Consider the following 24,344-nt stretch of genomic DNA (forward strand, 5'->3'; position numbering starts at 1 on the left):
GAGGGCGCGATGGGGGTCGATGGGCATGGCGAGGCCGCCTTTGCTGCGGGTGAAGGGGTGGGAGGGGCGCGGGGGATGCGTCTCCTCAGCAGCGCAGCGCCGTGTGCCGGGCCCGTTCGGCGGCAAGGTCCGGGTGGGAAAGGGGTGTTGGTAAGGGAGCCGCGACCTCGGTCGTCGCCGCCACGGCGGTACGGGAGCCGGAAACGGTGCTCGCGCACCCGACTGCCCAAGGGGTTTCCGCGCGCCCGCCCCGCACCGTGGGCATCGAAGGTGTCACCGGCCCCTCGACCGGTGTCCGCTCCGCCGGTCCACAGCCCCGCCCCGTCGGCTCGGGAACGGACAGCCCGCTTCCGTCGGCGGCCTGCACGTCCGCCCGTACGGCCTCGGCGGGCTGCGTACCGCCGACCACAAGCAGCACGCCCAGCCACACCGACACCCCGGCCCGCACGGCGAACTGCCGGCCGCGCCGCCCACGGTGGCGGCACAGACCGGACGTACCGGGCAGACGCGGAAAAGCCATACGTCTACGGTAATTTCGCCGTCACCCTTCGCGCATTCCTTCGTGCGGGTGAGATCGACTCGACGGGCGGGGCCAGTGGTACGGGAGTTGCGACCGAGGCGGAATGGGTCAGGTCGCCGTGGCAAGGGCCACGAGGTGGCGGGCCGTGCCGGCCGGGTCGACGGTCTGGTGCAGGTGCGCGCCGGGCAGGTGTGCCACGGTCCAGCCGCGTGTGCGTGCTTCGGTGGCGAGGTCGTCGTACGCAGGGCTGAACCGCAGGTAGGAGCAAGGGTGGTCGTCCCAGTCGGCGGGGACGGGGATGTGCTGCTCGTAGTACGCCAACGGCAGGGCGGGCTGTTCGTCGACGACCGTCTGGCGCACCTGTGGGTCGGGGAACAGGGGAGCCAGGTCCGCTTCGTCCCACCAGTCGGTCCAGCGGGGCAGCCTCCCGCCGACGGCCATCGGGCGCAGGGCCCCGAGCACTTCGGGCGGGGCGACCGGGGTCGGTCCGGTCCGTGCGGGCAGTGCGGCATCGACGAAGACCGAGCCGGTCACCGGCCGGCCGAGGCCCGAGCTGATCGCCGGCAGGAACAACCCCGCGTTGCTGTGCGCCACCAACGTCACGGCCCGGCCGGCCGGCACGTGCCGGAGGCCGTCACGTACGGCGGCGACGACGCGGGGCCAGAACGGCGGCGCACCATCACCGATGCGCAGCAGGGACGGAACCACCGCCTGGTGTCCGGCCGCGGTCAGCTCCTCGGCGACGGCTCGCCAGGTCGACGGTCCTACGGCGGGACTGTGCACGAGAACGAAGAGCTGCTGCATCCGCTGATGGTCCCGCCTGCTCCCCCACGGACGCGACCGGCTCGGCCGAGAGCGGAAACCCCGCTTGGCGCGACACGTTGACGCGGTCCGACCTGGCCGACGCGGCACGGTCAGAGCGGCAGATCGTCGGGGAGGACTGTCCCGGATCGGTGTACGTCCGCGTGGTCGCGGCCCGCTAGGCCCCCGAAGCCGGCGCCGCCGGGAAGCCGTCCGAGGGGCCGGCCGGGCGGGCCACGGCCCAGATCCGTTCGAACTCCGCCTCGAAGTGCTCGAACCACGGCCCGTCGCGGCCCGGGAGGAGGGTGAAGACGGCGTCCCCGGTGGCGGAGCTGTGCGAGTAGATGTCGACGTGGATGAGGCCGCCCGGCTGCCGCGTATCGATCATCACCAGGCCGAAGGCCGGGACGAACGGCACGAACCGCACGTCGACCCGGCCCGATGAGGCATCCGCCCGCGTCCGGTCGTCGGCGAGTTCGCGCAGCAGGTCGAGGGACGGGCGCAGCCGGTTGTCGAACACCTCGGGCCGCTCGGTCAGGGTGCTGCGCCGGGTCGCTTCGGCCGGCGCCGAGCTCGTCGGGTCGATCAACGCGATCCTGATCCGCGCCCCGGCGCCCGCCCGCCGCTGCAGCTCGGACACCGTGTTGCGCAGCGTGCGCGACAGCGTGACTCCCACGATGGCGATGTCCCGCGCCTGCCGGAGTTGGTCCACCAGCTCGGGCTTGTCGCGCGCGAAGAACTCCTGCGCGCCCAGATCCCCCGCGAGACGGGAACGCACCTGCTCGGCGAGATCGTCCACCTGCCTGCGGCTGCCGAGCAGTCCGCCCGCAAGGAGGGCGAGCGTGGCGAGGGTCGCGGCGGCGAGCACCTTGCCGCTCGCGAGGTCAAGTGCCCCCAGAACGGCGAGGGTTATGGAGAGCAGCGCGGTGGTGTAGATCTCCAGGTTCCGGCCACTGGACAGGTCCTGGCGTACGCGTCTCAGGAAGCGCATGCCTCCGTGGCCGCCTAGATCTCTCCGCGCACGGCAGCGTCGACGAACCGCGCGAAGCTGTCGGCGGGGAGGGTGAGGACGGGGCCGTCGGGGGTCTTGCTGTCGCGGATGGCGATGTGGGGGGTGAGGTCGGCTACCTCGACGCATTCGCCACCGCTGGTCCCGCTGTACGAGGACTTACGCCACTGTGCGTTCGTCGGGATCTGCCTGGTGCCCATAGCGTTCCTCCATCACGCGCGTGATCAGTACCGCCGAATCCTCTGGCGAGAGGGCGTTGGCTTGCAGTCGAGCGTAGCCGACCGAACGCTCCTTGATCACTTGCGAGTTGGCGGTCATGTGACCCATGTCGTAACTCTCCGAGTAGAACAGATCCGGGTCGTCGTCGAAGCGCAGGAGCGTGAAGGAGCCCATCATCCCCGTGTGCTGACCCACGGAGAACGGGATCACCTGAAGCTGCACCCAGGGGTGCGTCCGGAAATCCAACAAGTGGCGCAGTTGGTCTCCCATCACGGCGCGCCCACCCACCTCTTGATGCAGCACACCCTCCGCCAGCACCACCCACAGGACCGGCGGATTCTCCCGGACGAGGATGCGCTGCCGCTCCAGCCGCGCTGCCACGAGTTCGTCCGCGCGGCGCTCATGGTCGACGGTCAGGAGTGCTCGTGCGTATGCCTCCGTCTGCAGAAGCCCATGGACCAACTGGCACTGATACGTGGAGATGTACGAGGCCTGCGCCTCCATCTCCGCATACGCCTGGAACCAGTGCGGCAGCTGGCTCCGCAGCACCAGCCCCAGCAGCCGCGTGAATGCCCCGTCGGTCCCCAGTGCCGCGTCCACACGCTCCGAGAAGTCCCGGGTCGGCACCTTCTTCGCCGTCTCGATCTGGCCGACGAGGGAGCCGGTGCAGAAGATGCACTCGCCGAGCTGGCTCTGACTCAGTTCGGCCGCCTCGCGCAGGCGGCGGAGTTCCCAGCCGTAGTAGTCCAGGGGCGAGGCGCCGGGATCGAGGTCGTTGATGCGGACCATGGGACGGTCACCCCCAGGCTCAACGGTGCACGGCGTTGCTTTCAATCCGTAGCTCAGAGTAACCATTCCGCTCCAGCCTGGAGCCATGAATCAAGCAACTCCCCCACAAACAGCGCCCCTTGGCCCCGCCTACCGCATGACCCTCACCGTCGGCGCCCACTCCGCCCGCCCCCTGCGTCACATCCTGCGCCTGCACCTGAAGGCCTGGCAGCTCGAGGGGCTCGCGGACGCGGCGGAGCTCGCGCTCACCGAGCTGGTGTCGAACGTGGTGCGGCACGCGCCCGGTGCGCACTGCACGATCAGACTCCTGCGCCGCGAGCACGGCGTCCGCGTCGAGGTCGCCGACGACTGCCCGCGCCTGCCGCGGCCCGCCCCCGCGTACGACGAACTCACCGAGAGCAACCGGGGCCTGCTCCTCGTCGGCTCCGTCACGGACCGCTGGGGAACGGATCCGGACCCAGGCGGCCGGGGCAAGACGGTCTGGTTCGAGTGCTACGCGCAGGGGCGACGCAGTCTGACTACCGCAGCCCCGAATCCGGAAGACGCGGCGACCCCGCCCGCGCCGTAAGAGGGACGTCAACACCTCCGCGTACGGCGACAAGACCGCGCAAGGAGCGCGCGGGGAAGGCCGCGGCCGGACCGAACCTGAGCGGGCCCGAACACCCCCGAACCCGCCAGGAGTTCCGCAGATGACCGTCCTGACCAGCAAGGCGAGCCCGGCCGCCGAGGAACCCCCGGATACGCACGGCGAACGCCACCGCCTCACCGCGCTGTCCGGACTCGCCGCCCTCTCCCTCGACGCGATGGCCTCCGTGGCGTACGGCCCCGAGGCGATCGTGCTCGTGCTGGCCGCGGCCGGCGGCCACGGGCTGGGCTTCACGCTTCCCGTGACCCTCGCGATCGCCGGTCTGCTCGCCGTACTCGTGGCTTCGTACCGCCAGGTGATCGCCGCCTTTCCGGACGGCGGCGGGTCCTACGCCGTCGCGGAGAGGTATCTCGGGCGCCGCGCCGGCCTGGTCGCCGCGGCCTCCCTCGTCCTCGACTACGTGCTCAACGTCGCCGTCGCCGTCACGGCCGGAGTGGCCGCCCTCACCTCCGCCTTCCCGGGGCTGTACGACCAGCGGCTCCCGATCGGTCTGGGCGTCCTCGTCCTGATCACCGCGGTGAACCTGCGCGGCATCGTCGAGTCCGCCCGCGTCTTCATCGCGCCCACGGCCGTCTTCGTCCTCGCGATCCTCACGCTGATCGCCGTCGGCCTCTTCCGTGCGGGCCCCGTCTCCACCGCGACCGCCGAGGGCCACGCCGCCGTGCTCGCGGACGACGCGACCACCGTCGGCGCCCTGCTCCTCCTGAAGGCCTTCGCCTCCGGCTGCTCCGCCCTCACCGGAGTCGAAGCCATCGCGAACGCCGTGCCCTCGTTCCGTGAACCCCGCGCCAAGCGCGCCCAGTACGCGGAGTTCGCCCTGGGCGCGCTCCTGGGCACCATGCTGATCGGCCTGTCCGTCCTGATCTCCCGCTTCGGTCTGCAGCCGGTCGAGGGTGTCACCGTCCTCGCGCAGCTCGCGGACGCCTCGTTCGGGCACAACGGGGCCTTCTATGTGATCCAGTTCGCGACCATGATCCTTCTGGCGCTCTCCGCGAACACCTCCTTCGGCGGCCTGCCGGTGCTCCTCAAGCTGCTGGCCCGGGACAACTATCTGCCGCATGTGTTCGCGCTGAAGGCCGACCGCCAGGTGCACCGCCACGGTGTGCTCGCGCTCGCTCTCGTGGCGGCCGCGCTGCTCGTCCTCTCCGGCGGGCACACCAACACGCTCGTACCGCTCTTCGCGATCGGCGTCTTCGTCGGCTTCACCCTGGCCCAGACCGGGATGGTGCTGCACTGGCGCGCGGCAGGGCAGTGGGCGAAGGCTCTGCTCAACGGGCTCGGCGCCCTGCTCACCGGGGCCGCCGCGCTCGTCGTGACCGCCATGAAGTTCCACGACGGCGCCTGGCTGATCGTCCTCGCCCTGCCGCTGCTCGTGCTCGGCTTCGAGACGGTCCAGCGGGCGTACGGCAGGATCGGCGAGCGGCTCGGGCTCGGCCAGGTCCCCGCGGCCCCGCACCGCGACCGCTCTCTGGTGATCGTGCCGGTGGGCGGGCTGTCGAAGCTCACGGGCGAGGCCCTGAACGCCGCCGTCTCGCTCGGCGACGACGTGCGCGCCGTGACCGTCACGCACCTGGAACCCGAGGACCGCGAGGCGGCCGCACGGCTGCGCCGCGACTGGGAGCGGTGGAACCCGGGCGTCGAACTGGTCGAGCTGACGGCGGAGCACCGCACGGTGGGCCGCCCGGTCGCCTCGTACGTACGGAAGATCCACGCGTACCACCCGGGCACGCGCGTCACCGTGCTGATCCCCGAGGTGGAGCCCGCCAGGCTCTGGCAGCGCATGCTCCAAAACCAGCGCGGAGCGGTCATCGCCCATGCCGTACGCAAAGAGACCGATGCGGTCGTCTGCCGGCTGCGTTTCCGGCTTTCCGCAGGTCAGGACGGGAAATAGTCCCGGCCGCGTCAGTGCCGCGTCAAGGCCTGTCAACGACACATCAAGGCCGCGCCCCGCCGCGTATGAGAGCCGTCAACGAAGAACGCGGCCGCCGGAAACAGAGCTTTCCTCGAAGAGTCCGATCACTACTGAACCTGGAGCTTGCGATGGCCGACGTGGCCTTCGTCGTCACCACACTCGCGGTCTTCGCGCTGGTGGCCCTCATAGCCAAGGGGGTGGCAAAGCTGTGAGCGCCGAGAACATCGTCGGCCTGATCGTCGCCGTCGCCCTCCTGGGATACCTGATCCTCGCCCTCATCAAGCCGGAGAGGTTCTAGGTACGGATATGAGTCCCGCACTCGCCGGCCTGCTCCAGCTGCTCGCGCTCATCGCGGCACTGGCGCTCGCCTACCGGCCCCTCGGCGACTACATGGCCAGGGTCTACTCCTCGGACAAGCATCTGCGCGTCGAGAAGTGGATCTACAAGGCCATCGGCGCCAACCCCGACACGGAGATGCGCTGGATGGCGTACCTCCGCGGCGTTCTCGCCTTCTCCGCGGTCGGCGTCCTCTTCCTGTACCTGCTGCAGCGGCTCCAGGGCGGCCTCCCCGGCTCCCTCGGGTTCAAGTCGATCGACCCCGACCAGGCCTTCAACACGGCCGCGTCCTTCGTCTCCAACACCAACTGGCAGTCGTACTACGGCGAGCAGGCCATGGGCCACGTCGTGCAGACCGGCGGCCTCGCGGTGCAGAACTTCGTCTCGGCGGCCGTGGGGATCGCCGTGGCGGTGGCGCTCGTACGGGGCTTCGCCCGCTCCCGCACCGGTGAACTCGGAAACTTCTGGGCCGACTTGGTGCGTGGCACCGTCCGCATCCTGATCCCGCTCTCCGTGATCGGCGCGATCGTTCTCGTCGCGTGCGGTGCGATCCAGAACTTCTCGGGGATCCACGAGGTGGGTCAGTTCATGGGCGGCCACCAGCAGTTCAACGGCGGCGCGGTCGCCTCCCAGGAGGTGATCAAGGAGCTGGGCACCAACGGCGGCGGCTACTTCAACGCCAACTCCGCCCACCCCTTCGAGAACCCGGGTGCCTTCTCGAACCTCTTCGAGATCTTCCTGATCCTCCTCATCCCGTTCTCGCTGACGCGCACCTTCGGCCGCATGGTCGGCTCGGTCAAGCAGGGCTACGCGCTCCTCGGCACCATGGCCGCCATCTGGCTGGCCTTCATCGGCCTGATGATGTGGACCGAGTACGCGGGCCACGGACCGGCCTTCGACCTCGCCGGCGGCGCGATGGAGGGCAAGGAGACCCGCTTCGGCATCGCGGGCTCGGCGCTCTTCTCGGTGTCGACCACGCTCACCTCGACCGGCGCGGTCGACTCCTTCCACTCCTCCAACACCGGCTTCGGCGGCGGCATCAACATGCTGGGCATGCAGCTCGGCGAGATCGCACCGGGCGGTGTGGGCTCCGGGCTCTACGGCATGCTGATCATGGCGATCATCGCCGTGTTCATCGCGGGCCTGATGGTCGGCCGCACCCCGGAGTACCTGGGCAAGAAGATCGGCACCCGCGAGATCAAGTTCGCGGCCTGCTACATCCTCGTCACCCCGGCGCTCGTGCTCGGCTTCACCGCCGCCTCGATGGCCCTGTCCACTCCCGGCCACTCGATGACCAACTCGGGCGCGCACGGCTTCTCCGAGATCCTGTACGCGTTCACCTCGGCCGGGAACAACAACGGCTCGGCCTTCGCCGGCCTCAACGCGGACACCCAGTGGTTCAACACCACGACCGGTCTCGCGATGCTGCTCGGCCGCTTCCTGCCGATGGTGTTCGTCCTGGCCCTGGCGGGCTCGCTCGCCGAGCAGAAGCCCGTACCGGCCTCCGCGGGCACTCTGCGTACCGAAAAGCCGCTGTTCACCGGCCTGTTGATCGGCACGATCCTGATCATCACCGGCCTCACCTACTTCCCGGCCCTGGCCCTTGGCCCGCTCGCCGAAGGACTGGCGTCATGACGATCGACCACACGCTCCCGACCCGCGCACCCCACACCCCGCCGCCCGCTCCCAAGGAGCCGGCGGGGAAGGTCGGCGGGGGCCTTTTCGACCCGAAGCAGCTGCTCAGGTCGCTGCCGGACGCGGCGCGCAAACTGCACCCGCGGGTGATGGTCAAGTCCCCGGTGATGTTCGTGGTGTTGATCGGCTCGCTGGTCACCACCGCGCTCGCGGTCACGAACCCCGGCGACTGGTTCGGCTGGGTCATCACGGCCTGGCTCTGGCTCACCGTCGTCTTCGCCAACCTCGCGGAGGCCGTCGCCGAGGGCCGCGGCAAGGCGCAGGCGGACACCCTGCGCAAGGCCAAGACGGACACGGTCGCGCGTCGCGTCACCGGCACCGACGAGGAGCTGGTGCCGGGCACCGAGCTGAAGATCGGTGACCTGGTGGTCTGCGAGGCCGGCGACATCATCCCCGGCGACGGTGACGTCATCGAGGGGGTGGCCTCCGTGGACGAGTCCGCCATCACCGGAGAGTCCGCTCCCGTGATCCGCGAGTCCGGCGGCGACCGCAGCGCGGTCACCGGCGGTACGAAGGTGCTCTCCGACCGCATCGTCATCAAGATCACGACGAAGCCGGGCGAGACCTTCATCGACCGCATGATCAACCTGGTCGAGGGCGCGGCCCGGCAGAAGACTCCCAACGAGATCGCGCTCAACATCCTGCTCGCCTCGCTGACCGTCGTCTTCCTGCTCGCCGTCGTCACCCTGAAGCCCTTCGCGATCTACGCGGGCGCCGACCGGCAGACCTCGATGATCGTGCTCACCGCACTCCTCGTCTGCCTCATCCCGACGACGATCGGCGCGCTGCTCTCGGCGATCGGTATCGCGGGTATGGACCGGCTGGTGCAGCGCAACGTACTCGCCATGTCGGGCAGGGCGGTCGAGGCCGCCGGTGACGTGTCGACGCTGCTCCTGGACAAGACCGGCACCATCACGCTCGGCAACCGCCAGGCCGCCGAGTTCGTGCCGGTGCGCGGTACGACGGCGGCCGAGGTGGCCGACGCCGCGCAGCTCTCGTCCCTCGCGGACGAGACCCCCGAGGGCCGTTCGATCGTGGTCCTCGCCGAGGAGAAGTACGGGCTGCGCGAGCGCCACCAGGGCGAGCTGGCGAGCGCCGAGTGGGTGCCCTTCACCGCACAGACCCGGATGTCGGGTGTGGACGTGGACGGCCGCAAGGTCCGCAAGGGCGCGACCGGTTCGGTCCTCGCCTGGGTCGCCGAACGCGGCGGCACGGTCGCGGACGACGCCTCCGACCTCTCGTACACGATCTCCGCATCCGGCGGTACGCCGCTCCTCGTCGCGGTCGAAGACGCCGAAGGCGCCCGGGTGGTGGGCGTCATCCACCTCAAGGACGTCGTCAAGGAGGGCATGCGCGAACGCTTCGACGAGCTGCGCAGGATGGGCATCAAGACGGTCATGATCACGGGTGACAACCCGCTGACCGCCAAGGCCATCGCCGAGGAGGCGGGCGTCGACGACTTCCTCGCGGAGGCGACGCCCGAGGACAAGATGGCGCTCATCAAGCGCGAGCAGGCCGGCGGCAAGCTGGTCGCGATGACGGGCGACGGGACGAACGACGCGCCCGCGCTCGCGCAGGCCGATGTCGGTGTGGCCATGAACACCGGCACGTCCGCCGCCAAGGAAGCCGGGAACATGGTCGATCTCGACTCCAACCCGACGAAGCTGATCGAGATCGTGGAGATCGGCAAGCAACTCCTCATCACCCGGGGTGCGTTGACGACCTTCTCGATCGCCAACGACGTGGCGAAGTACTTCGCGATCATCCCCGCGATGTTCGCGGTGGCCTATCCGCAGCTCGACGCGCTCAACATCATGCGGCTGACCTCACCGGAGTCGGCGATCCTGTCCGCCGTCATCTTCAACGCGCTGATCATCATCGCGCTCGTGCCGCTCGCCCTGAAGGGCGTTCAGTACAAGCCGACCAGCGCCGACAAGATGCTCCGCCGCAACCTCGGGATCTACGGGCTCGGCGGTCTGATCGCGCCCTTCATCGGCATCAAGCTGATCGACCTGCTGCTCTCCCTCCTCCCCGGAATCGGGCGTTAGTCATGAACAACTCCGTTGGAAACACCGCCCGGTTGCTGGGCGCCGCACTCCGCGCCCTGCTCGTCCTGACCGTCATCACCGGCGTGCTCTACCCGCTCGCCGTGACGGGCGTCGCCCAGGGACTCTTCTCGCACCAGGCGAACGGCTCGGAGCTCAAGGACTCCACCGGCAAGGTGGTCGGCTCCTCGTTGATCGGCCAGACGTACAACCTGCCGCTGAAGAAGGGCGAGGAGACCCCCGCCCCGGACCTCAAGTGGTTCCAGCCGCGCCCGTCCAACGGTCTGGGCGCCAACTCGGTGAACACCCAGTACAAGCTGATCCTCTCCGGCGCGACCAACCGCTCCGGCGAGGACGGGGCCGAGCACGACCCGGAGACCGGCAGGGCCCACTGCCCGGCCGAGCCCGAAGAGGGCACCCTCTGCGCCCAGGTCCTCGCCGCCAAGGCGGCCGTCGTCAAGGACAACTCCGTTCCCGGCTACACGGTCAAGGACGTACCGGCCGACGCCGTCACCTCCTCCGGCTCGGGTCTCGACCCGCACATCTCCCCGGCGTACGCGCAGCTGCAGGTGCACCGGGTCGCCGAGAAGAACGGGTTGCCGGTCGGCAAGGTCGAGCGGCTCGTCGCGGAGCACACGGAGGGCCGGACCCTGGGGTTCATGGGGGAGCCGCGGGTGAATGTGCTCGAACTCAACGTGGCGCTGCGCGAGTTGACGCGGTAGACGGCAGCGGAAGGGGCGGGGTGCTCGCGCGCACCCCGCCCCCTCCGCCGTGTTCAGGCGGTGGTCCGGCCTTTGCTCCGCCGCGGCGCCCGGTCCTCCACCTCATCACCGGCCCGACCGCGAACAGCACCGTCGACGCGTGCGTCCCGAACGGCACCTTCTTGAAGGTCACATCGGGGTTCGTCCGCGACCACGTGCGATGCAGTCGTACGACGTCCTCGTACGGGATCAGTTCATCGGCCGTGCCCTGGAACAGCATCACGGGGTGATCCGGCACCGCACGGCCCAGATCGGACGCGGTCAGCTTGGCGTGCCAGTCGGCGCGCTCGAAGAGCCGGCCGCCCGGCGCGGCCTTCGGGTCGACCAGCGTGTGCATCCGCCGCCCCTTCATCGCGGCGAGGATGTCGCCGGAGCAGCTGGTGCGGGCCAGGTCGGCCAGACGACGGCCCTCCTTGGTGAGGCTGCGCTCCAGGCCGAGACCGGGATACGCGGCGTCGTGCCCGACCGCGGCCATCATCGCGAAGCCCGCGCCGCCCTTGCCGTCGTTGAACGCGAAGGCGTTCTCCAGATCGGCCGGCACCCCGCCGGCCGCCGTGCCGCGGACCTTCAGTTCGGGCGCGTAGGTGTGGTGCAGCTCGGCGGCCCAGGCGGCGGCGTGCCCGCCCTGGGAGTAGCCGACGATGCCCACGTCGGAGCGCTCGGTCAGGCCCGACTTCCTTGCCTGGGGCAGCCGTTGGGCCGCCCGTACCGCATCGAGCACGGACTGGCCCGCGGACCGTCCGACGAGATAGGTGTGGTCGCCCTTCGTCCCCAGACCCTCGTAATCCGTCATCACGAAGCCCCAGCCGCGCCGCAGCCCGCGGTCGAAGAGCAGCGATACGGCCGACAGGCGCCCCTTCGACGAGGCGCACTTGTCCGCGAGGCCCACCGTGCCCGGTGCGAAGACCACGAGCGGGCGGGGACCCTTGCGGCCGTCCTTGGGGACGATCACCGCCCCGGACACCACGTTCGCCTTGCCGGTGGCGCCGGTCGAGCGGTAGGTGATCCGCCAGCCGTCGGTCTTCTGCGTCAGCAGGCCGGGCAGCAGCCCGAACCCCGCGGGTTCGGCGCTCACCACATCCCCCGCCCGCGCCGGCCGCTCCCGCCGCTCCTCGGCGCGGGCGCCCGCGGGGCCGAGCGCCCCGAACGCCAGCACGGCGACAAGACCCAGCACGCCGTACGTCCGACCTGGACGTCTGCGCATCGTGAACCGCATTCCACACTCCTGACCTGGCCGTCGAGTAGATCTCCGACGGCGCTCATCCTGGCGGTGCGAGTGCGGCAAAACTGCCCATAGGGCGCGTGTCGTAGGGAACCGTTGCGAAGCGCTCCCTGAAGAACCTTTCAGGTCGTTTCAGCTTCTCTTCAGCCTCGTCCAGGCACCTTTGGGTCATCGCAACGCACGACAGGCAGCACCGCCCCTCAGCCACGGAGGATCCGAGCTCATGAAGCGCAGCAACATCGTCATCGCAGGCGTCGCCGTCGCCACCCTGGTCGCGGGCGGCAGCGCCTACGCCTTCGCCACGGGTACGGAAGCGAGCACCGGCGGCGCCTCCTCGTCCTCGGCCGCTTCCTCCGACGGGAACGACAGCCGCGACGACGACCGCCGCGGCTCCGGGACGTCGACCGTTTCGAAGGGCTCCGACTCCTCGGACTCCTCGGCATCCGAGGCCTCCCGCCTGACCGCTGCCCAGGCGATCGACGCGGCCCTGAAGGCCCAGCCGGGTACGGCGGTCTCCGCGGACCTCGAGGACGACGACGACCGTGACTGGCAGGTCGACATCCTCGGCTCGGGCTCCACCTGGTACGAGGTCAAGGTCGACGCGAAGACCGGCAAGATCCTCGGCAAGGAGACGGAGCGCGACGATGACGACGCCGCCGACGCCCGCGAGGCCCGCGCGGCCCTGAAGGGCTCCACGGTCTCCGCCAAGCAGGCCGCGGAGATCGCCTCCGCGAAGGGCTTCGTCACCTCGGTCGACCTGGACGGCGACGATGACGACGACCGCGGCGCCCGCACCTGGGACGTGGAGACCACGGACGCCAAGGGCAAGGAGCGGGACTGGAACGTGGACACGAAGTCCTCCCGTATCACCGAGGACCGTGACGACCGTGACGACCGGGATGACGCCGATGACCGCGCGGACGACCGTGACGACCGCAACGACGCGGATGACCGCAACGACACGGATGACCGCGACGACGCCGATGACCGCGACGGCCAGGACGGCTGACGCTCCTGAGTCGGGCCGTGACGCCTGACGACTGACAACCGGGCGGAGGCCGGGAGGCCGCCGTCCGCACCGCGCCGGGCTCCTCGGGAGCTCGGCGCTGCCGTGTCCGTCCATCCGGCCTCGGAGGCGGACTCCGGCTTCACCGTGGGTGAGGTGATCGCCGTCAGCGGGGGAGCCACCGACACCTGGTGATCACTTGGCGGTCCCGCCGGGCTTCCTCCGTATGGGCTGCCTCCGGCCCTCTTGGCCGGACTCCCCCTGGCCTCCTTCGCCGAGGACCTCCCGAGCCCACGCCACCCGCCGCGTCCCTGCCGGATAGGGCAGCGCCCCGGCCAGCGATGCGCCCCGGGCCAACTCGTCGGCACCGTACTGGTCCTGGTTCCGGTCCTGGTCCGGTTCGGTGGCGCCGTTGCGGTCCCGGTCCTGTCCCGGTGCGTCGGTACGCGCCCCCGCGCCCTCCCGCGCCAGCAGCGTGAGAGACGCACCCAGTGCGATGCGTGCCTCCACCTCGGCCAGTTTCTCCCCGGTGCGTTCGGCCCGGGACACCTCGGCGCGCGCGAGACGTCGCGCCGACTCGGGCCGGCCCACGAGGAGTTCGGCCCATGCCGTCGATACGGGGGCGTCGGCCGTGTGTCCGTCCAGGGCGCTCAGGGCGTCGGCGGGGCGGTGGGTGCGCAGGGCGAGTTCGGCGCGTGCCGTGCGCACTTCGTGTTCGGCCTGCCGGTCGCCGAGCGTGGTGGCCACGGCAGCGGCGCGGTCCAGGAGGGCGGCCGCCCGTGCCGGCGCGGCCAGGCGCACGTGTACCACGGCCAGCGTCACGTGGGGGGAGGGGAGGGCGCCCGCGTCGTAGGCCTCCGCACCGGCCACCGCCTGTTCGGCCAGGACGCGGGCCGGTTCCGGTTCTTCGAGGAGCAGGTGCAGCTCCGCGAGGTTCGCCTGCTCGAAGGCGGCCGCGGTCGGATCACCGGAACGCTCGGCGAGACCGAGCGCGCGGGTGCCGGTCTCGACCGCCTCCTGAAGGCGGCCGGCCCGCCGCGCGTTCTCGCGCAGGGTGGAGAGCACGGAGCCGAGCAGCGTCGGATCTCCGTACGCCTCGGCCGGGGCGAGCGCTTGGTCGCCGGCCTCGCGCGCTTCGTCGAACCGGCCGTTGAGTCCCAGGTTGACGGCCTGCATGGCGTACGCCCGGGCGGCCAGGCCCTGACCCGGCGCACCCGGCACCTTGCGTGCGGCCGCGAGCGCCTGCCGGGCCGCCTCGGCGCCGTCCGTATAGCGGCCCTGGACGCAGCGGATCACGGACAGGGCGAGGAAATGGCACGCGGCCGGTTCCGCCGCGGTGTCCGCGGTCACGGGGTGGTCGCGCAGCAGCCGTCGGCCGACGGCGCTGGCGCTCGACTTGCCGGAGCCGGAGCCGGAGCCGGAGCCGGAGCCGGAGCCGGAGCCGGTGCCGGTGCCGGATTCCGTGCCCGAGCTGGATGCCGTGCCCGAGCCCATGCCCGAGCTGGATGCCGCGCCCGTGCCCATGCCCGAGCCGGGTCCCGCGCCCGAGTCCGTGCCGGGCCCCGATCCCGTGCCGGACCCGGATCCCGCCATCGTGCCCGAGTCGGTGCCCGAGCCGGTTTCCGCGCCCGAGTCTGTGCCCGTGCCGGGTCCCGTGCCCGAGTCCGTGCCGGGCCCCACTACCGTGCCCGTGCCGGGCCCCGATCCTGTGCCGGCCCCGGATCCCGCCACCGTGCCCGAGTCTGTGCCCGCCCCGGGCCCCGCCACCGCGCCCGAGTCAGGCCCCGATCCCATGGCCGACCCGGATCCCACCACCGCGCCCGCCCCGGACCCCGAGCTCATGCCCGCCCCGGACCCCGAGCTCATGCCCGCCCCGGACCCCGCGCTCGAGCCCGACCCCGCCCCCGTGCCGCTCGTCTTGACCAAGGTCTCGGCGAGTACCGCCGCCGCCAGCACCGCGTCGTCGTGCGCCTGACGGTGTTCGAACTCCGCGAGGGCAAGGCGCAGCGCCTCGGCCGCCTGCTCGAAGTGGCCCATTCTGCGCAGGACATGGGCGTGCGCGAGCCGGGCGCGGGCCGCGTCCACGTCGAGGCGGGCGACCAGGTCGCGGTAGTAGCGGTCGGCGGTGTCGTTGGCGTAGAGGGCGGCGGCCCGTTCGGCCGCCCGGCGCAGATAGTCGGCCGCGCGCGGGTCGTCGGCGCGGGCGAAGTGGGTGGCCAGGGTGTCCACGGCGTCGGGCCTGCGCCGCTGCACGGTCTGCGCGAACGCACCGTGCAACTGCCGTCTGCGGACCGCCGAGAGGCCCTCGTAACAGGTGAGCCGGACGAGCGGATGGCGGAAGGCGAGCCCGGGCTCCTGCCGTCCCGAGACCACCACGGGCCGCTCCTCGATCAGCGCGGCACCGATGGCCCGCTCGAGCGCCTCGGTCGCGGCGGCGCCCCGTACCGGCGGGTGCAGTCCGTGCTCGGCGACGTCGAGCAGTTCGGACGTGGCCGTCTCGGCGCCCGCCGCGGAGAGCGCCTCCACGATCCGCCGGGTGTCGAGGTCGAGCCGCGCGAGCCGCTCGGCCACCAACTGCCGTACGCCTTCGGGCGCCACGCCATCCGCCGGCCCGGCCCCGATCGCCACGCCATCCGCCGGTCCGCCCCCGACCGTCACACCATCCGCCGGCCCGACCCCGATCGCCACACCATCCGCCGGTCCACCACCCGCCAGGTCAGCCCTCACCGGCCCGCCACCCGCCGGCCCGCCACCCCCCTGGCCGGCCCGGGTCGCCACGCCCTCCACCGCGCCGGCCCCCACCGCCGCGCCAGACACCGCACCACCCAGCACCGCACCACCCAGCACCGCACCACCCAGCACCGCACCACCCAGCACCGCACCATCCAGCACCGCACCGGCCCCCACCGGCCCCCGCGCCAACTCCAGCGCGAACAGCGGATTCCCGAGCGACAGCTCCCACACCCGCTGCAACCGCCCGGGGTCCGCGCCACCCGCACCCTCCCCACCCGCACCCTCCCCACCCGCGAAACGCGCCACCGCATCGCGCGCCACCGCGAGACAGGCGTCCCGGCCGAGACGGTGTACGGGCTCGACGCCGGCCAGCCGCTGGCGCACCAGGGCCGCCAGGTCCGCGCGGCGCGGATCGCTCTCCGGCAGCTCCTCCTCGCGATACGTGACGAGGAACCGCGCCCCGGGATCGCCGCCACCGCTGCGCCGCGCCAGATGGCTGAGCAGCTGGTACGAGCCGGTGTCGGCGGCGTGCAGATCATCGAGTACGAGCACCACCGGCTGCTGGGCGGCCAGTTCACCGAGCAGCCCGGCCGTCGCTCGGAACAGCCGGTCGCGCTCCTCCTCGGGGCTGCGCTCGCCGACCGCAGGCACCTGCCCCAACGACGGCAAAAACGCCGCGAGTTCGGGGTACTCCGCGCCGACTCGCGCCCGCTCGGCCACGCTTCGCTCGGCCAGCCACCCGTCGAGCGCCTCCGCGAACACCCCGTACGGCGTGTGCCCCTCCGCGTCGTGCCCGGCACCCCACAGCACCACGGTGCCCGCAGCGACCGCCCGGCGGGCCGCCTCGCCCGCGAGCCGGGTCTTGCCGACGCCCGCCTCGCCCGTGAGCAGCCGCACCGGCGGCCCTTCGTCGGCGAGCAGCCGGCTCAGCTCTTCGCCGCGGCCGTGCAGCGGTGTCGTACGGATACCCCGCAGCGGGGCCGGCAGCGTGGGCCGGATCGCGGGCGAAAGCGCGGGCGGCGACGCGAGCGCCGCACGGTGCAGCCGCTCCGTCTCAGGACCGGGGCGCACCCCCAGCTCCGTGTCCAGCGCCTCGCGGCACATGTGGTACTGGTGCACGGCCCGGCGGCGCAGACCCTGACGTACGTACGCGTCGATGAGCACCCGGTGGGCCAGCTCCTCGGCCGGGCTGGTGGCGAGCACCTGCTCGGCCGCGCCGATCGCCTCGGCCGGGGAGCCCTGCGCCATGTGCGCCGCGGCGAGCGCGAGCAGCACCTCCTCGCGCAGGGCGGCCAGCTGGTCACGGCGGGCGCGGGCCCAGTTCGCGTAGCGGTCCTCGGGGAGCAGTTCGCCGGTGAACTCCTCGAGGACCGCGCCGAGTTCGCCGATCCGCCCGGAGCCGAGCGCGGAACGCGCCGCGTGCTCGATCCGGTCGGCGTCGATCTGCACGGTGGCCGGGTCGAGCTGCAGGAAGACGCCGTCGGAGATCAGATACGAGGAGGCCGCGCGCGGGGCGAGTTCCGGTTCGAGCGCGTGCCGCGCGGCGTGCAGCGCGACCCGGAGGCTGCCGGTCGCGGACTGCTGGTCGGCCTCGGGCCAGCACAGCGCCATCGCCTGCTCGCGGTGCAGGCGGTGTCCGGGTGTGACGGCGAGCAGTTTGACCAGGGCCTGGGCGCTGGGCCGCGGCCACCGTTCGGGAGCGGCCGGACCTTCTTCGCGTATGGCGCGAAAGCCACCCATGAGGTGCAGAAGCAGCACAGGAGCGGTGTCGCTGCTGCCCGTTGTCTGCCGTGCGTCCATGAGGGCGCCAGGTTAACCGAGCGTGCCGAGGACCCCCTGGGGCGAGCCCAGGGGGTCCTGTCAGGCAGAGATCACGACAGCGTGTACGTCGTCATCTGGTGGATGCCGTTGTTCGGGGAGAGCACCCCGCCGCCGAGCAGCGCGGCCGCGCGGTTGACCCCGAAGTGGTCGAAGTTGAGCGAGACCACGTCGTCGACACCGTTGCCGTCGAGATCGGCGGCGAGATACGCGCGCGAACCCATGAGGGTGACGCCACCGCGGCTCGACTGGAAGGAGTCGCCGCTGTTCAGCTGCGACGGGTCGTACGCGGCCAAGCCGGCCTCGGTGCCGCCGAGCACGATCCTGCGGCCGCCGGGCCCGTCGGCGAAGTCGGCCGTGCGCAGGCTGGCGATCACGGAGCTGCGGGTGTTGTTGCCGCCGGCGCCGTAACCGCGGAACGTGCCGAAGCTGAGCGCGTACAGCGGTTCCTGTGCGGCCTCGCTCGCGTCGTCGATGAAGAAGTTGCCGTGCGACCACGGGCTGCCGGTGGCGTCCTGGTGCAGCAGCTCACCGGTGCGGCCGTCGCGGATCTCGACGATGACCTTCGGGGACGCGGTGCTCAGGTCACCGGCGACGGTCGGGTCGGCCAGCACGATCCAGGTGTGCACGACGGCATGCCCGTCCGCGTACGGGATCTTCGGCGAGGCGAAGACCCCGTGGTCGAGGACCGCACCGTGCAGCTTGCCGTCCGCGGCCCGGGCCGGCGCCTTGGGTTCGGCGTTCCACACCACCTTGCCGGTCGCGCCGTCCAGGGCCGCGCCGCCCACGACTGCGTCGCCCGCGAAGAGCGCGTTCTCGGTCGAGTACTGCGTGTGCACCCGGCCTTCGGAGACCACCGTGTCGGAGAAGACCACGTCGGTACGGTCGGTCGGCGCGGAGTACGTCCACAGGACCGCACCACTGCCGTCGTGGACCCGCAGCGCGTCGGTCGGGACGAGGATCTCGTCCTTGCCGTCGCCGTTCACGTCGTCCACGGTCACCGAACGGACGTACTCGCCCGCGCCGTCGATCGTGGTCCGCACCTTGCCGGTGGCGCCGTCGAGTACAACGGTCGCGGTGTCCGCGGCGACGACGACCTCGGGCTCTCCGTCTCCGTCGACATCACCGGTCGCGATGTTCCGTACGGTGCCCGGCACCTGGGCCTTCCACAGCTGCTTCGGCTCGCCCTTGACCAGCGAGGGACCGGACCAGGCCCACACGCCGTTCGACGAGCCGCCCGCGACGACGTCCTGCTTCTTGTCGCCGTCCAGGTCGGCGGCCTGCGCGTAGTTCAAGTCACCTTGCAGCGCGGTGAGTTGTTTCACCTTGCCGCTGCCGACCTTGTACGTACGAATGTTCTGCGACGGGTCGATGTCCCGCACGAAGGTGTCACCGCCCGCGCGGAACACCTCGTGGTGCAGCGGCGAGGCGGCCAGACCCTGCTGACGCCAGGCCACTTTGCCGTTGCCGGTGAACACGGTGAGCGCGCCGTAGAGCTGGCCGCTCGGATTCTCGGCGCGTGCGCTGTCGCGATCGTCCTGTGCGGTGGCCACCAGCCGGCCGTCCACGGCGTGCAGATCCCAGAAGCTGGGCCCGTTCCCGTGGTTCTCCGCGTCCCGCTTGACCGTGTGCGTCCACTCGACGGTCGAACCGTCCTTGCCCCGCAGGACACGGATCGTGGCGGCGTTCACGTTGTACGAGGGGCTGAGCGCGGACTCGGCGACCGCGTACTCCGTGCCCGCACCGTCGCTCACGTCGCCGACCGTCATGGCGGTGGCCAGCGCGTTGACCCTGGTGTCCAGGGTGGTGCGCGCGCCGCCCGTCAGGTCGTAGGCGACGATCTCGTACGTAATGGCGTCCATGGTGTCGGCCTGCTCCAGGGCGACCACGCGGTCCCGGGCGGCGTCCAGGTGGAGTTGGCGGCCGTACAGGTCGCTGCCCGTGGACCACCGCACCGAACCGTCGGCGGTGTCGAGCACCAGCGTGGTGCCGTGCGCGGCGACGCCCTCGGTCTTGCGCAGGTTCCAGGAGACGGCGGCCTTTCCGCCGCCCAGGTCCGCCAGCGCGCCCCAGGTGGCGGGCCCCGCCACCCCGGTGTCGTGCGTCCAGGTCTTCGACGGGGTCAACTTGCCGTCCGTGTAACCGAATCGGATGCCGCGCAGCTTGGCGGTCTCGGTGGCCGGCGCGCCGCCGTTGTTCAGGCGCGGCGAGTCGGCGACGAGCAGGGTCCCGTCGACGATCTTCACCATCGAGGCGTACGCGTAGAGCTTCGACCACAGCGTCTTGCCGGTCCGGCCGTCGAGCACCGTCACGAACGTGCCGCTGGAGAGCGAGGAGCCAGGCGAGCTGAACGGCCGGTAGGGCGAGTCGCCGACAGCCGCCGAGAAGACGAGGTCCGGCGTGCCGTCGCCGGTCAGGTCCCCGGTGTCGTAACCCTGGTCGGAGTAGGGCGCGAACGGGCTGACGGCGTTGTAGCCCATCATGATCCGCGCCGGATACGGCTCCTGCTGCCAGGGCCGCAGCGGCTTGACCTGCCAGTCCGCATACAGCGAGGTGTTGGTGCGGGCCCAGGCGGTGGAGCCGTCGGCCCGGTGCAGCTGGACGTTCCCCAGGCTGTGGACGGTGAAGTACTGGCCGCCGGCGGCCGGCACGGTGGCGCCGATGCCGCGTACGCCTTCAAGAGCGGACTTGGCGCTGAAGGTGACGGGGCCGTCGGCCGCGGCTTCGGCGGCCGTCCCCGCCTCAGGGATGGTGGAGTCGGCGGCCGCTTCCTCAGGGGTGGTGGAGTCGGCGGCCGCGTCTTCCGGGGTGGTGGAGTCGGCGGCCGCCGACGCGTCGCCGTACACATCGACACCGATGCGGTCGGCGAGCTTCTCTGCCTCGGCGCTCGTCAGCTTCATCACCGAGGTGTCGTCGGCCTCGGCGGCCAGGGCGTACGGCGCGGCGGTGAGGGTGAGGCCCGCCGCTATGAGCCCGGAGGCCAGGCGCAAACCGCGCCGTGAGGTGGGTGTTCCGGTCATCACTTGGCTCCCTGCGCGATACGGATCGCCGAACCGTTGCCGAGTACGGCCTCGTCGAACGAGTACTGGAGGGCGTCGGAACCGCTCTGGTCCTCGATGCCGACGGTGGCCGAGGCACCGTTGCCCGGCACGGACTGGTACTGGAAGGTCATGTCACCGGTGGCCTCGTCGAAGACGGCCTCGAAGGTGACGCGGCTGTTGTCGGACACGAGCACGGCCTGGTTCCAGACGATCGCGAACTTGCGGCCGCCGGCCTTCCCGGTCGTGGCCGTCTGCACGCTCGACCTGCGGTCCAGGGTCAGGTCGTCCCAGAACGGGGCGACGATGCCGTTGGGCTGCCCGGCCGCCGGCAGCGCGGTGTTGGTGTAGTCGCCGAGGCGCGGTTGGAGGAAGTTGACCAGGCCGTTGGTGGTGACGGACGCGCCGGAGTACGCGACGCCGTACAGGCGTACGGGGAAGGGCAGTTGGACCGTCTTCGCGTCCTCGTCCCCGCTCAGCGGGACGGAGTTGGCGCCCTTGATCCAGGAGTACGTGGCCGGGGTGCAGCTGTTGCCGTACCGGTCGGTGCGCGCGGGCAGCCGGACCGTACGGGTCTCGGTGCCGTCGACCGTCAGGGACGTGCGCGAGATGCCGTTGCAGAGCACCGGCTCGGTGGGCGTCACGGTCAGCGTGTAGCCGCCCTCGGCGACCTTCGGCAGCGTGAACGTGCCGCCCGTGCCCGTGCGGACCGCGTCCACGGGGACCCCGGTGACCTCGACGGTCGCCTTCGCGAGGGGCTTGCCGGTCACGTCGAGCACGGTGCCGGTGACGGGGTGGCTCGCCACGGCGTCCAGGGCGATGTCCTGCACCAGCGGCTGCCCGGCGGCCAGTTCGACCCCGGTGAGCTGCTCGGGCGCGTAGCCGTAACCGCTGAGCGCGAAGTCGTACGTGCCCGGGTCCATCGGCACCCGGTACGAGCCGTCGGAGCCGGTGCTGACGATACGGGTGCCGGTCGTGGCGCCGGTGACCTTGATGCTGATGCCGGGCAGCGCGGCGCCGGTCGCCTTGTCGGTGACCTTGCCGGACACGGTGACGGCGGTGTGCGGGGCCTTGTCGACGGAGGCGAGGATGTCGAGCTTGCCCTCGCCCCAGATGTTGTTGGCCTCGGCGGTGCCGCCGCAGCGGGTGTCCTCGACGTTGCGGGCGCCCTGGTTCAGGAACGCGCGGGTGGCATCGATGTCACCGATCAGCGACGGGGCCGCCGACCACAGCAGGGCGGTGGCGCCGGCGACGTGCGGGGTGGCCATCGACGTACCGTTGATGGTGTTGTACGCCGAACCGGGCCAGGTGGAACGGATGCTGACACCGGGCGCGGCGATGTTCGGCTTCATCGAGCCGTCGACCCGGGACGGGCCGAACCCGGAGAAGTTCGCGATCTTCCCGTTGCTGTCGTAGGCACCCACTCCGTAGGAGGGCGCCTGTGAGCCAGGGGCCTCACTGGTGGAGCAGGCCGTGCCGTTGCCCTTGTTGCCCGCGGCGAACGCCTCGAAGATCCCGGCGGCGTTCCAGGCCTCGACGATGTCCTGGTAGAAGGTCGTGTGGCCGCCGCCCCAGGAGTTGTTGACGATGTTCGGCGCCAGCTCGGGCTTCGGGTTCAGCCCGTCGCCGTCGGTCGGCGCGAGGATCCACTGTCCGGCCGCGAGCAGGAAGCTGTCGGTGCACTGGTCCGTCTCGCACCCCTTGGCGGCGATCCACTTCGCCTTCGGCGCGACACCGATCCCGTTCGCGCCGGCCATGGTGCCCATGGTGTGCGTGCCGTGCCCGTTGTTGTCACAGGGGACACCGCTCGTGGGGCACTCGCCGGTCGCGTCGAACCAGTTGTAGTCGTGGCTGAAGGTCCCGTCACCCTTGTTGCCGCGGTAGTTGGAGACCAGATCCGGGTGGTCGAACTGCACACCGGAGTCGACGTTCGCGATGACGATGCCCTCGCCGCGGTTGTCGTACTGCTCCCAGACCTGGTCCGCCTTGACGTCCGCGATGCCCCACTCGGGAGCGGTGTCCTCGGCCGTCGCGACGGTGCCGGCGGGTCCCGCCTGCTCGATCTCGTCGAGCTCGTACTGCCGCTCCTTGACGAGCTCGGCGACATCGGATCGCGCGGCGAGCTTCGCCACGAGCTCCGCGTCGCCCTCGACCCGTACGACATCGGCGATCCAGAAGTCCTGGTGCCCCACCTTCTCGTCGTCGAGGAAGGCGGTCAGGGACCGCTGGTTGACCCGTGCGTGCTCGCGCAGCGCGCCGTACGCGGCCTTCGCCCGCGCACCGTGCGCCTTCTTGCCGCGCGCGGCGGACAGATCGGCCCGATCCTCGAGTACGACGAAGAAGGCGGCCTCACCGCCCTCCCGCACGGCGCTCGCCAGCGCGGCGTCGACCTTGGCGCTGTCCACGGACCTCGCGTCGTCGGCCAGGGCGGGCAGGGGGCTGAACAACAGGGCGGCCGCCGACGACAGCGAGACCGCCGTCCATGTGGCACGACTGCGCCAGGACGGTCTTGGCAGGTGCATTTGAGGCGCTCCTCCAGGGACGGTACGGGGGAGCCCGGACGCTAAGGAGCGCCTGTTACTCGGGCATTACCGGACCTGGGGGAGGAACCTGAGAGGGCTGAGGGCCCGCGGCCGTACGCCTCGTGAACGCCCGCAAAACCGCCTGAACGCCTACAGATCCAGCGCGAGACGGGGCGTCACCGAGCGCCCCACGCAGATCATCATCGTGCTGCCCGCCGCACGCTCGGCGTCGCTCAGGAGCATGTCCCGGTGGTCAGGCGTTCCGTCGAGCACCTTGGTCTCGCAGGTGCCGCACATGCCCTCCTCGCAGGAGAACGGCACACCCGGCACCGCCTCGCGCACCACGTCGAGCAGGGTGCGGTCGGCGGGAACGCGCAGGCTGACGCCGGTGCGCCGGAGCTCCACCTCGAACGCGCCGCCGGTCACCGGGGCTTCCTCGACGACGGCTGCCCTGAACCGCTCCGTATGCAGCGCCCCCGCCGGCAGCCGGCCCTCGGCGGAGGTCTGCACCGCCTGCAGCAGCCCTTCGGGACCACAGCAGTAGACGGCGGCCGACGCGGGCAGCTCGGCCAGCAGCCGGTCCGGATCGGGCAGCCCGTGGGTGTCCTGCGGCCACAGGGTCACCTCGCCCCCGGGCAGGGCGGTGAGTTCGTCACGGAACGCCATGCTCTCCAGCGTCCTGCCCCCGTACAGGAGCGACCAGCGGGGCGCGGCGGGATCGGCGGCGAGCTGCCGCAGCATGGGGAGCAGCGGGGTGATGCCGATACCGCCCGCGAGGAACAGGTACGCGGGGGCCGGCACCAGCGGGAAGTGGTTGCGCGGTGCGCGCACGCTCAAGTCCTGGCCCACGACGCCCACTTGGTGCACCTCGGCCGAACCGCCCCGGCTGTCCGAGGTCAGCAGGACCGCGATGCGGTACGTGCTGCGGTCCTGCGGGCTGCCGCACAGCGAGTACGAGCGGACCAGGCCCGACGGCAGGACGACATCGACATGCGCACCCGGCTCCCACGCGGGCAGCGGTGCGCCGGCCGGGTCCGCCAGCGTGAGCGCCAGGACCCCCTCGGCCTCCCTGCGGGCGTCGACCACCACCAACTGCCGTATCGGAGCCTGATCGTTCAGCGGTACGGGGTTGTTCATCGGCCTGCGGCCCTCCTCGGCATACGGATGCGACGGGCGGCCATCCTGCACCGCGCGACTGAGGGCTGTCCCGCGTGGCGGGCGGCATGGATGTGCACCGGCACACAGGTGCCAAGAACCCCAGGTGACCTGGCG

General features: G+C 71.4%; 17 protein-coding genes. 8 read left to right on the top strand and 9 right to left on the bottom strand.

What is annotated here, in order from left to right:
- Nucleotides 1-628: 628 nt before the first annotated feature.
- From JAO81_RS28790 to JAO81_RS28805, 4 genes are all read right to left on the bottom strand, one after another.
- Nucleotides 629-1,324, bottom strand: coding sequence for an alpha/beta hydrolase (locus JAO81_RS28790; RefSeq protein ID WP_199550879.1), 696 nt, complete (start codon nt 1,322-1,324; stop codon nt 629-631).
- A gap of 175 nt (nt 1,325-1,499) precedes the next feature.
- Nucleotides 1,500-2,312: a hypothetical protein gene (locus tag JAO81_RS28795; protein WP_199550880.1), complete on the bottom strand. Its 813-nt coding sequence runs from the start codon at nt 2,310-2,312 to the stop codon at nt 1,500-1,502.
- 14 nt (nt 2,313-2,326) lie between these two features.
- Entirely contained in the window at nt 2,327-2,530 is a 204-nt protein-coding gene (locus JAO81_RS28800) for a DUF397 domain-containing protein (RefSeq protein ID WP_199550881.1), read from the bottom strand.
- Nucleotides 2,490-3,338, bottom strand: a complete 849-nt coding sequence (locus JAO81_RS28805; RefSeq protein ID WP_199550882.1) for a helix-turn-helix transcriptional regulator — start codon at nt 3,336-3,338, stop codon at nt 2,490-2,492. Before JAO81_RS28805 ends, JAO81_RS28800 begins: the two co-directional genes overlap by 41 nt.
- Nucleotides 3,339-3,423: 85 nt before the next feature.
- Between JAO81_RS28805 and JAO81_RS28810 the strand changes: the two genes are divergently transcribed.
- The 7 genes from JAO81_RS28810 (at nt 3,424) to JAO81_RS28835 (ending at nt 10,694) form a co-directional block, all read left to right on the top strand.
- Nucleotides 3,424-3,906 (top strand): ATP-binding protein, encoded by a 483-nt coding sequence (locus JAO81_RS28810; RefSeq protein ID WP_199550883.1) that lies wholly within the window; start codon nt 3,424-3,426, stop codon nt 3,904-3,906.
- Between the two features lie 121 nt (nt 3,907-4,027).
- Nucleotides 4,028-5,875 (top strand): APC family permease, encoded by a 1,848-nt coding sequence (locus JAO81_RS28815; RefSeq protein ID WP_199550884.1) that lies wholly within the window; start codon nt 4,028-4,030, stop codon nt 5,873-5,875.
- Nucleotides 5,876-5,940: 65 nt separating this feature from the next.
- Entirely contained in the window at nt 5,941-6,108 is a 168-nt protein-coding gene (locus JAO81_RS42830; RefSeq protein WP_233416057.1) for a hypothetical protein, read from the top strand.
- On the top strand, nt 6,105-6,194 hold the full coding sequence (gene kdpF / locus JAO81_RS28820; protein WP_165333271.1) for a K(+)-transporting ATPase subunit F: 90 nt from the start codon (nt 6,105-6,107) through the stop codon (nt 6,192-6,194). Before JAO81_RS42830 ends, kdpF begins: the two co-directional genes overlap by 4 nt.
- An 8-nt stretch (nt 6,195-6,202) precedes the next feature.
- Nucleotides 6,203-7,867, top strand: a complete 1,665-nt coding sequence (gene kdpA / locus JAO81_RS28825) for a potassium-transporting ATPase subunit KdpA (RefSeq protein ID WP_199550885.1) — start codon at nt 6,203-6,205, stop codon at nt 7,865-7,867.
- Entirely contained in the window at nt 7,864-9,975 is a 2,112-nt protein-coding gene (gene kdpB / locus JAO81_RS28830) for a potassium-transporting ATPase subunit KdpB (RefSeq protein WP_199550886.1), read from the top strand. Before kdpA ends, kdpB begins: the two co-directional genes overlap by 4 nt.
- Before the next feature lie 2 nt (nt 9,976-9,977).
- Entirely contained in the window at nt 9,978-10,694 is a 717-nt protein-coding gene (locus JAO81_RS28835; protein WP_199550887.1) for a potassium-transporting ATPase subunit C, read from the top strand.
- Here the strand turns inward: JAO81_RS28835 and JAO81_RS28840 are convergent.
- Nucleotides 10,663-11,949, bottom strand: coding sequence for a lipase family protein (locus JAO81_RS28840; protein WP_199550888.1), 1,287 nt, complete (start codon nt 11,947-11,949; stop codon nt 10,663-10,665). The two genes, JAO81_RS28835 and JAO81_RS28840, sit on opposite strands and share 32 nt — an antisense overlap.
- Before the next feature lie 229 nt (nt 11,950-12,178).
- On the opposite strand from JAO81_RS28840, the gene JAO81_RS28845 reads away from it, so the two are divergent.
- Nucleotides 12,179-12,964: a PepSY domain-containing protein gene (locus JAO81_RS28845; RefSeq protein WP_199550889.1), complete on the top strand. Its 786-nt coding sequence runs from the start codon at nt 12,179-12,181 to the stop codon at nt 12,962-12,964.
- A 192-nt stretch (nt 12,965-13,156) separates the two neighbouring features.
- On the opposite strand, the gene JAO81_RS42835 is transcribed toward JAO81_RS28845, so the two are convergent.
- The 4 genes from JAO81_RS42835 to JAO81_RS28870 all read right to left on the bottom strand — a co-directional run bounded on the left by JAO81_RS42835 (nt 13,157) and on the right by JAO81_RS28870 (nt 24,209).
- A complete protein-coding gene (locus JAO81_RS42835; RefSeq protein ID WP_233416058.1) occupies nt 13,157-17,494 on the bottom strand; it encodes an AAA family ATPase in 4,338 nt (1,445 codons plus the stop codon).
- Nucleotides 17,495-17,565: 71 nt separating this feature from the next.
- Nucleotides 17,566-20,532, bottom strand: a complete 2,967-nt coding sequence (locus JAO81_RS43465; RefSeq protein ID WP_199550890.1) for an FG-GAP-like repeat-containing protein — start codon at nt 20,530-20,532, stop codon at nt 17,566-17,568.
- Nucleotides 20,532-23,072 carry a S8 family serine peptidase gene (locus tag JAO81_RS28865; RefSeq protein ID WP_199550891.1) on the bottom strand — a complete coding sequence of 847 codons (2,541 nt, stop codon included), beginning with the start codon at nt 23,070-23,072 and terminating at the stop codon, nt 20,532-20,534. Before JAO81_RS28865 ends, JAO81_RS43465 begins: the two co-directional genes overlap by 1 nt.
- 150 nt (nt 23,073-23,222) lie before the next feature.
- Entirely contained in the window at nt 23,223-24,209 is a 987-nt protein-coding gene (locus JAO81_RS28870) for a PDR/VanB family oxidoreductase (RefSeq protein ID WP_199550892.1), read from the bottom strand.
- Nucleotides 24,210-24,344 lie beyond the last annotated feature (135 nt).

The sequence above is a fragment of the Streptomyces sp. N35 genome (genome assembly GCF_016464295.1).
GTDB lineage: Bacteria > Actinomycetota > Actinomycetes > Streptomycetales > Streptomycetaceae > Streptomyces.

Bases quoted from the DNA above. Each gene is read 5' to 3' on its own strand.
- JAO81_RS42830 (WP_233416057.1), top strand. From the start codon at position 5,941: ATGAGAGCCGTCAACGAAGAACGCGGCCGCCGGAAACAGAGCTTTCCT.
- kdpB (WP_199550886.1), top strand. From the start codon at position 7,864: ATGACGATCGACCACACGCTCCCGACCCGCGCACCCCACACCCCGCCG.
- JAO81_RS28840 (WP_199550888.1), bottom strand. From the start codon at position 11,949: ATGCGGTTCACGATGCGCAGACGTCCAGGTCGGACGTACGGCGTGCTG.
- kdpA (WP_199550885.1), top strand. From the start codon at position 6,203: ATGAGTCCCGCACTCGCCGGCCTGCTCCAGCTGCTCGCGCTCATCGCG.
- JAO81_RS43465 (WP_199550890.1), bottom strand. From the start codon at position 20,532: ATGACCGGAACACCCACCTCACGGCGCGGTTTGCGCCTGGCCTCCGGG.
- JAO81_RS28790 (WP_199550879.1), bottom strand. From the start codon at position 1,324: ATGCAGCAGCTCTTCGTTCTCGTGCACAGTCCCGCCGTAGGACCGTCG.
- JAO81_RS28810 (WP_199550883.1), top strand. From the start codon at position 3,424: ATGAATCAAGCAACTCCCCCACAAACAGCGCCCCTTGGCCCCGCCTAC.
- JAO81_RS42835 (WP_233416058.1), bottom strand. From the start codon at position 17,494: ATGGACGCACGGCAGACAACGGGCAGCAGCGACACCGCTCCTGTGCTG.
- JAO81_RS28835 (WP_199550887.1), top strand. From the start codon at position 9,978: ATGAACAACTCCGTTGGAAACACCGCCCGGTTGCTGGGCGCCGCACTC.
- JAO81_RS28805 (WP_199550882.1), bottom strand. From the start codon at position 3,338: ATGGTCCGCATCAACGACCTCGATCCCGGCGCCTCGCCCCTGGACTAC.
- JAO81_RS28870 (WP_199550892.1), bottom strand. From the start codon at position 24,209: ATGAACAACCCCGTACCGCTGAACGATCAGGCTCCGATACGGCAGTTG.
- JAO81_RS28845 (WP_199550889.1), top strand. From the start codon at position 12,179: ATGAAGCGCAGCAACATCGTCATCGCAGGCGTCGCCGTCGCCACCCTG.
- JAO81_RS28815 (WP_199550884.1), top strand. From the start codon at position 4,028: ATGACCGTCCTGACCAGCAAGGCGAGCCCGGCCGCCGAGGAACCCCCG.
- JAO81_RS28795 (WP_199550880.1), bottom strand. From the start codon at position 2,312: ATGCGCTTCCTGAGACGCGTACGCCAGGACCTGTCCAGTGGCCGGAAC.
- JAO81_RS28865 (WP_199550891.1), bottom strand. From the start codon at position 23,072: ATGCACCTGCCAAGACCGTCCTGGCGCAGTCGTGCCACATGGACGGCG.
- JAO81_RS28800 (WP_199550881.1), bottom strand. From the start codon at position 2,530: ATGGGCACCAGGCAGATCCCGACGAACGCACAGTGGCGTAAGTCCTCG.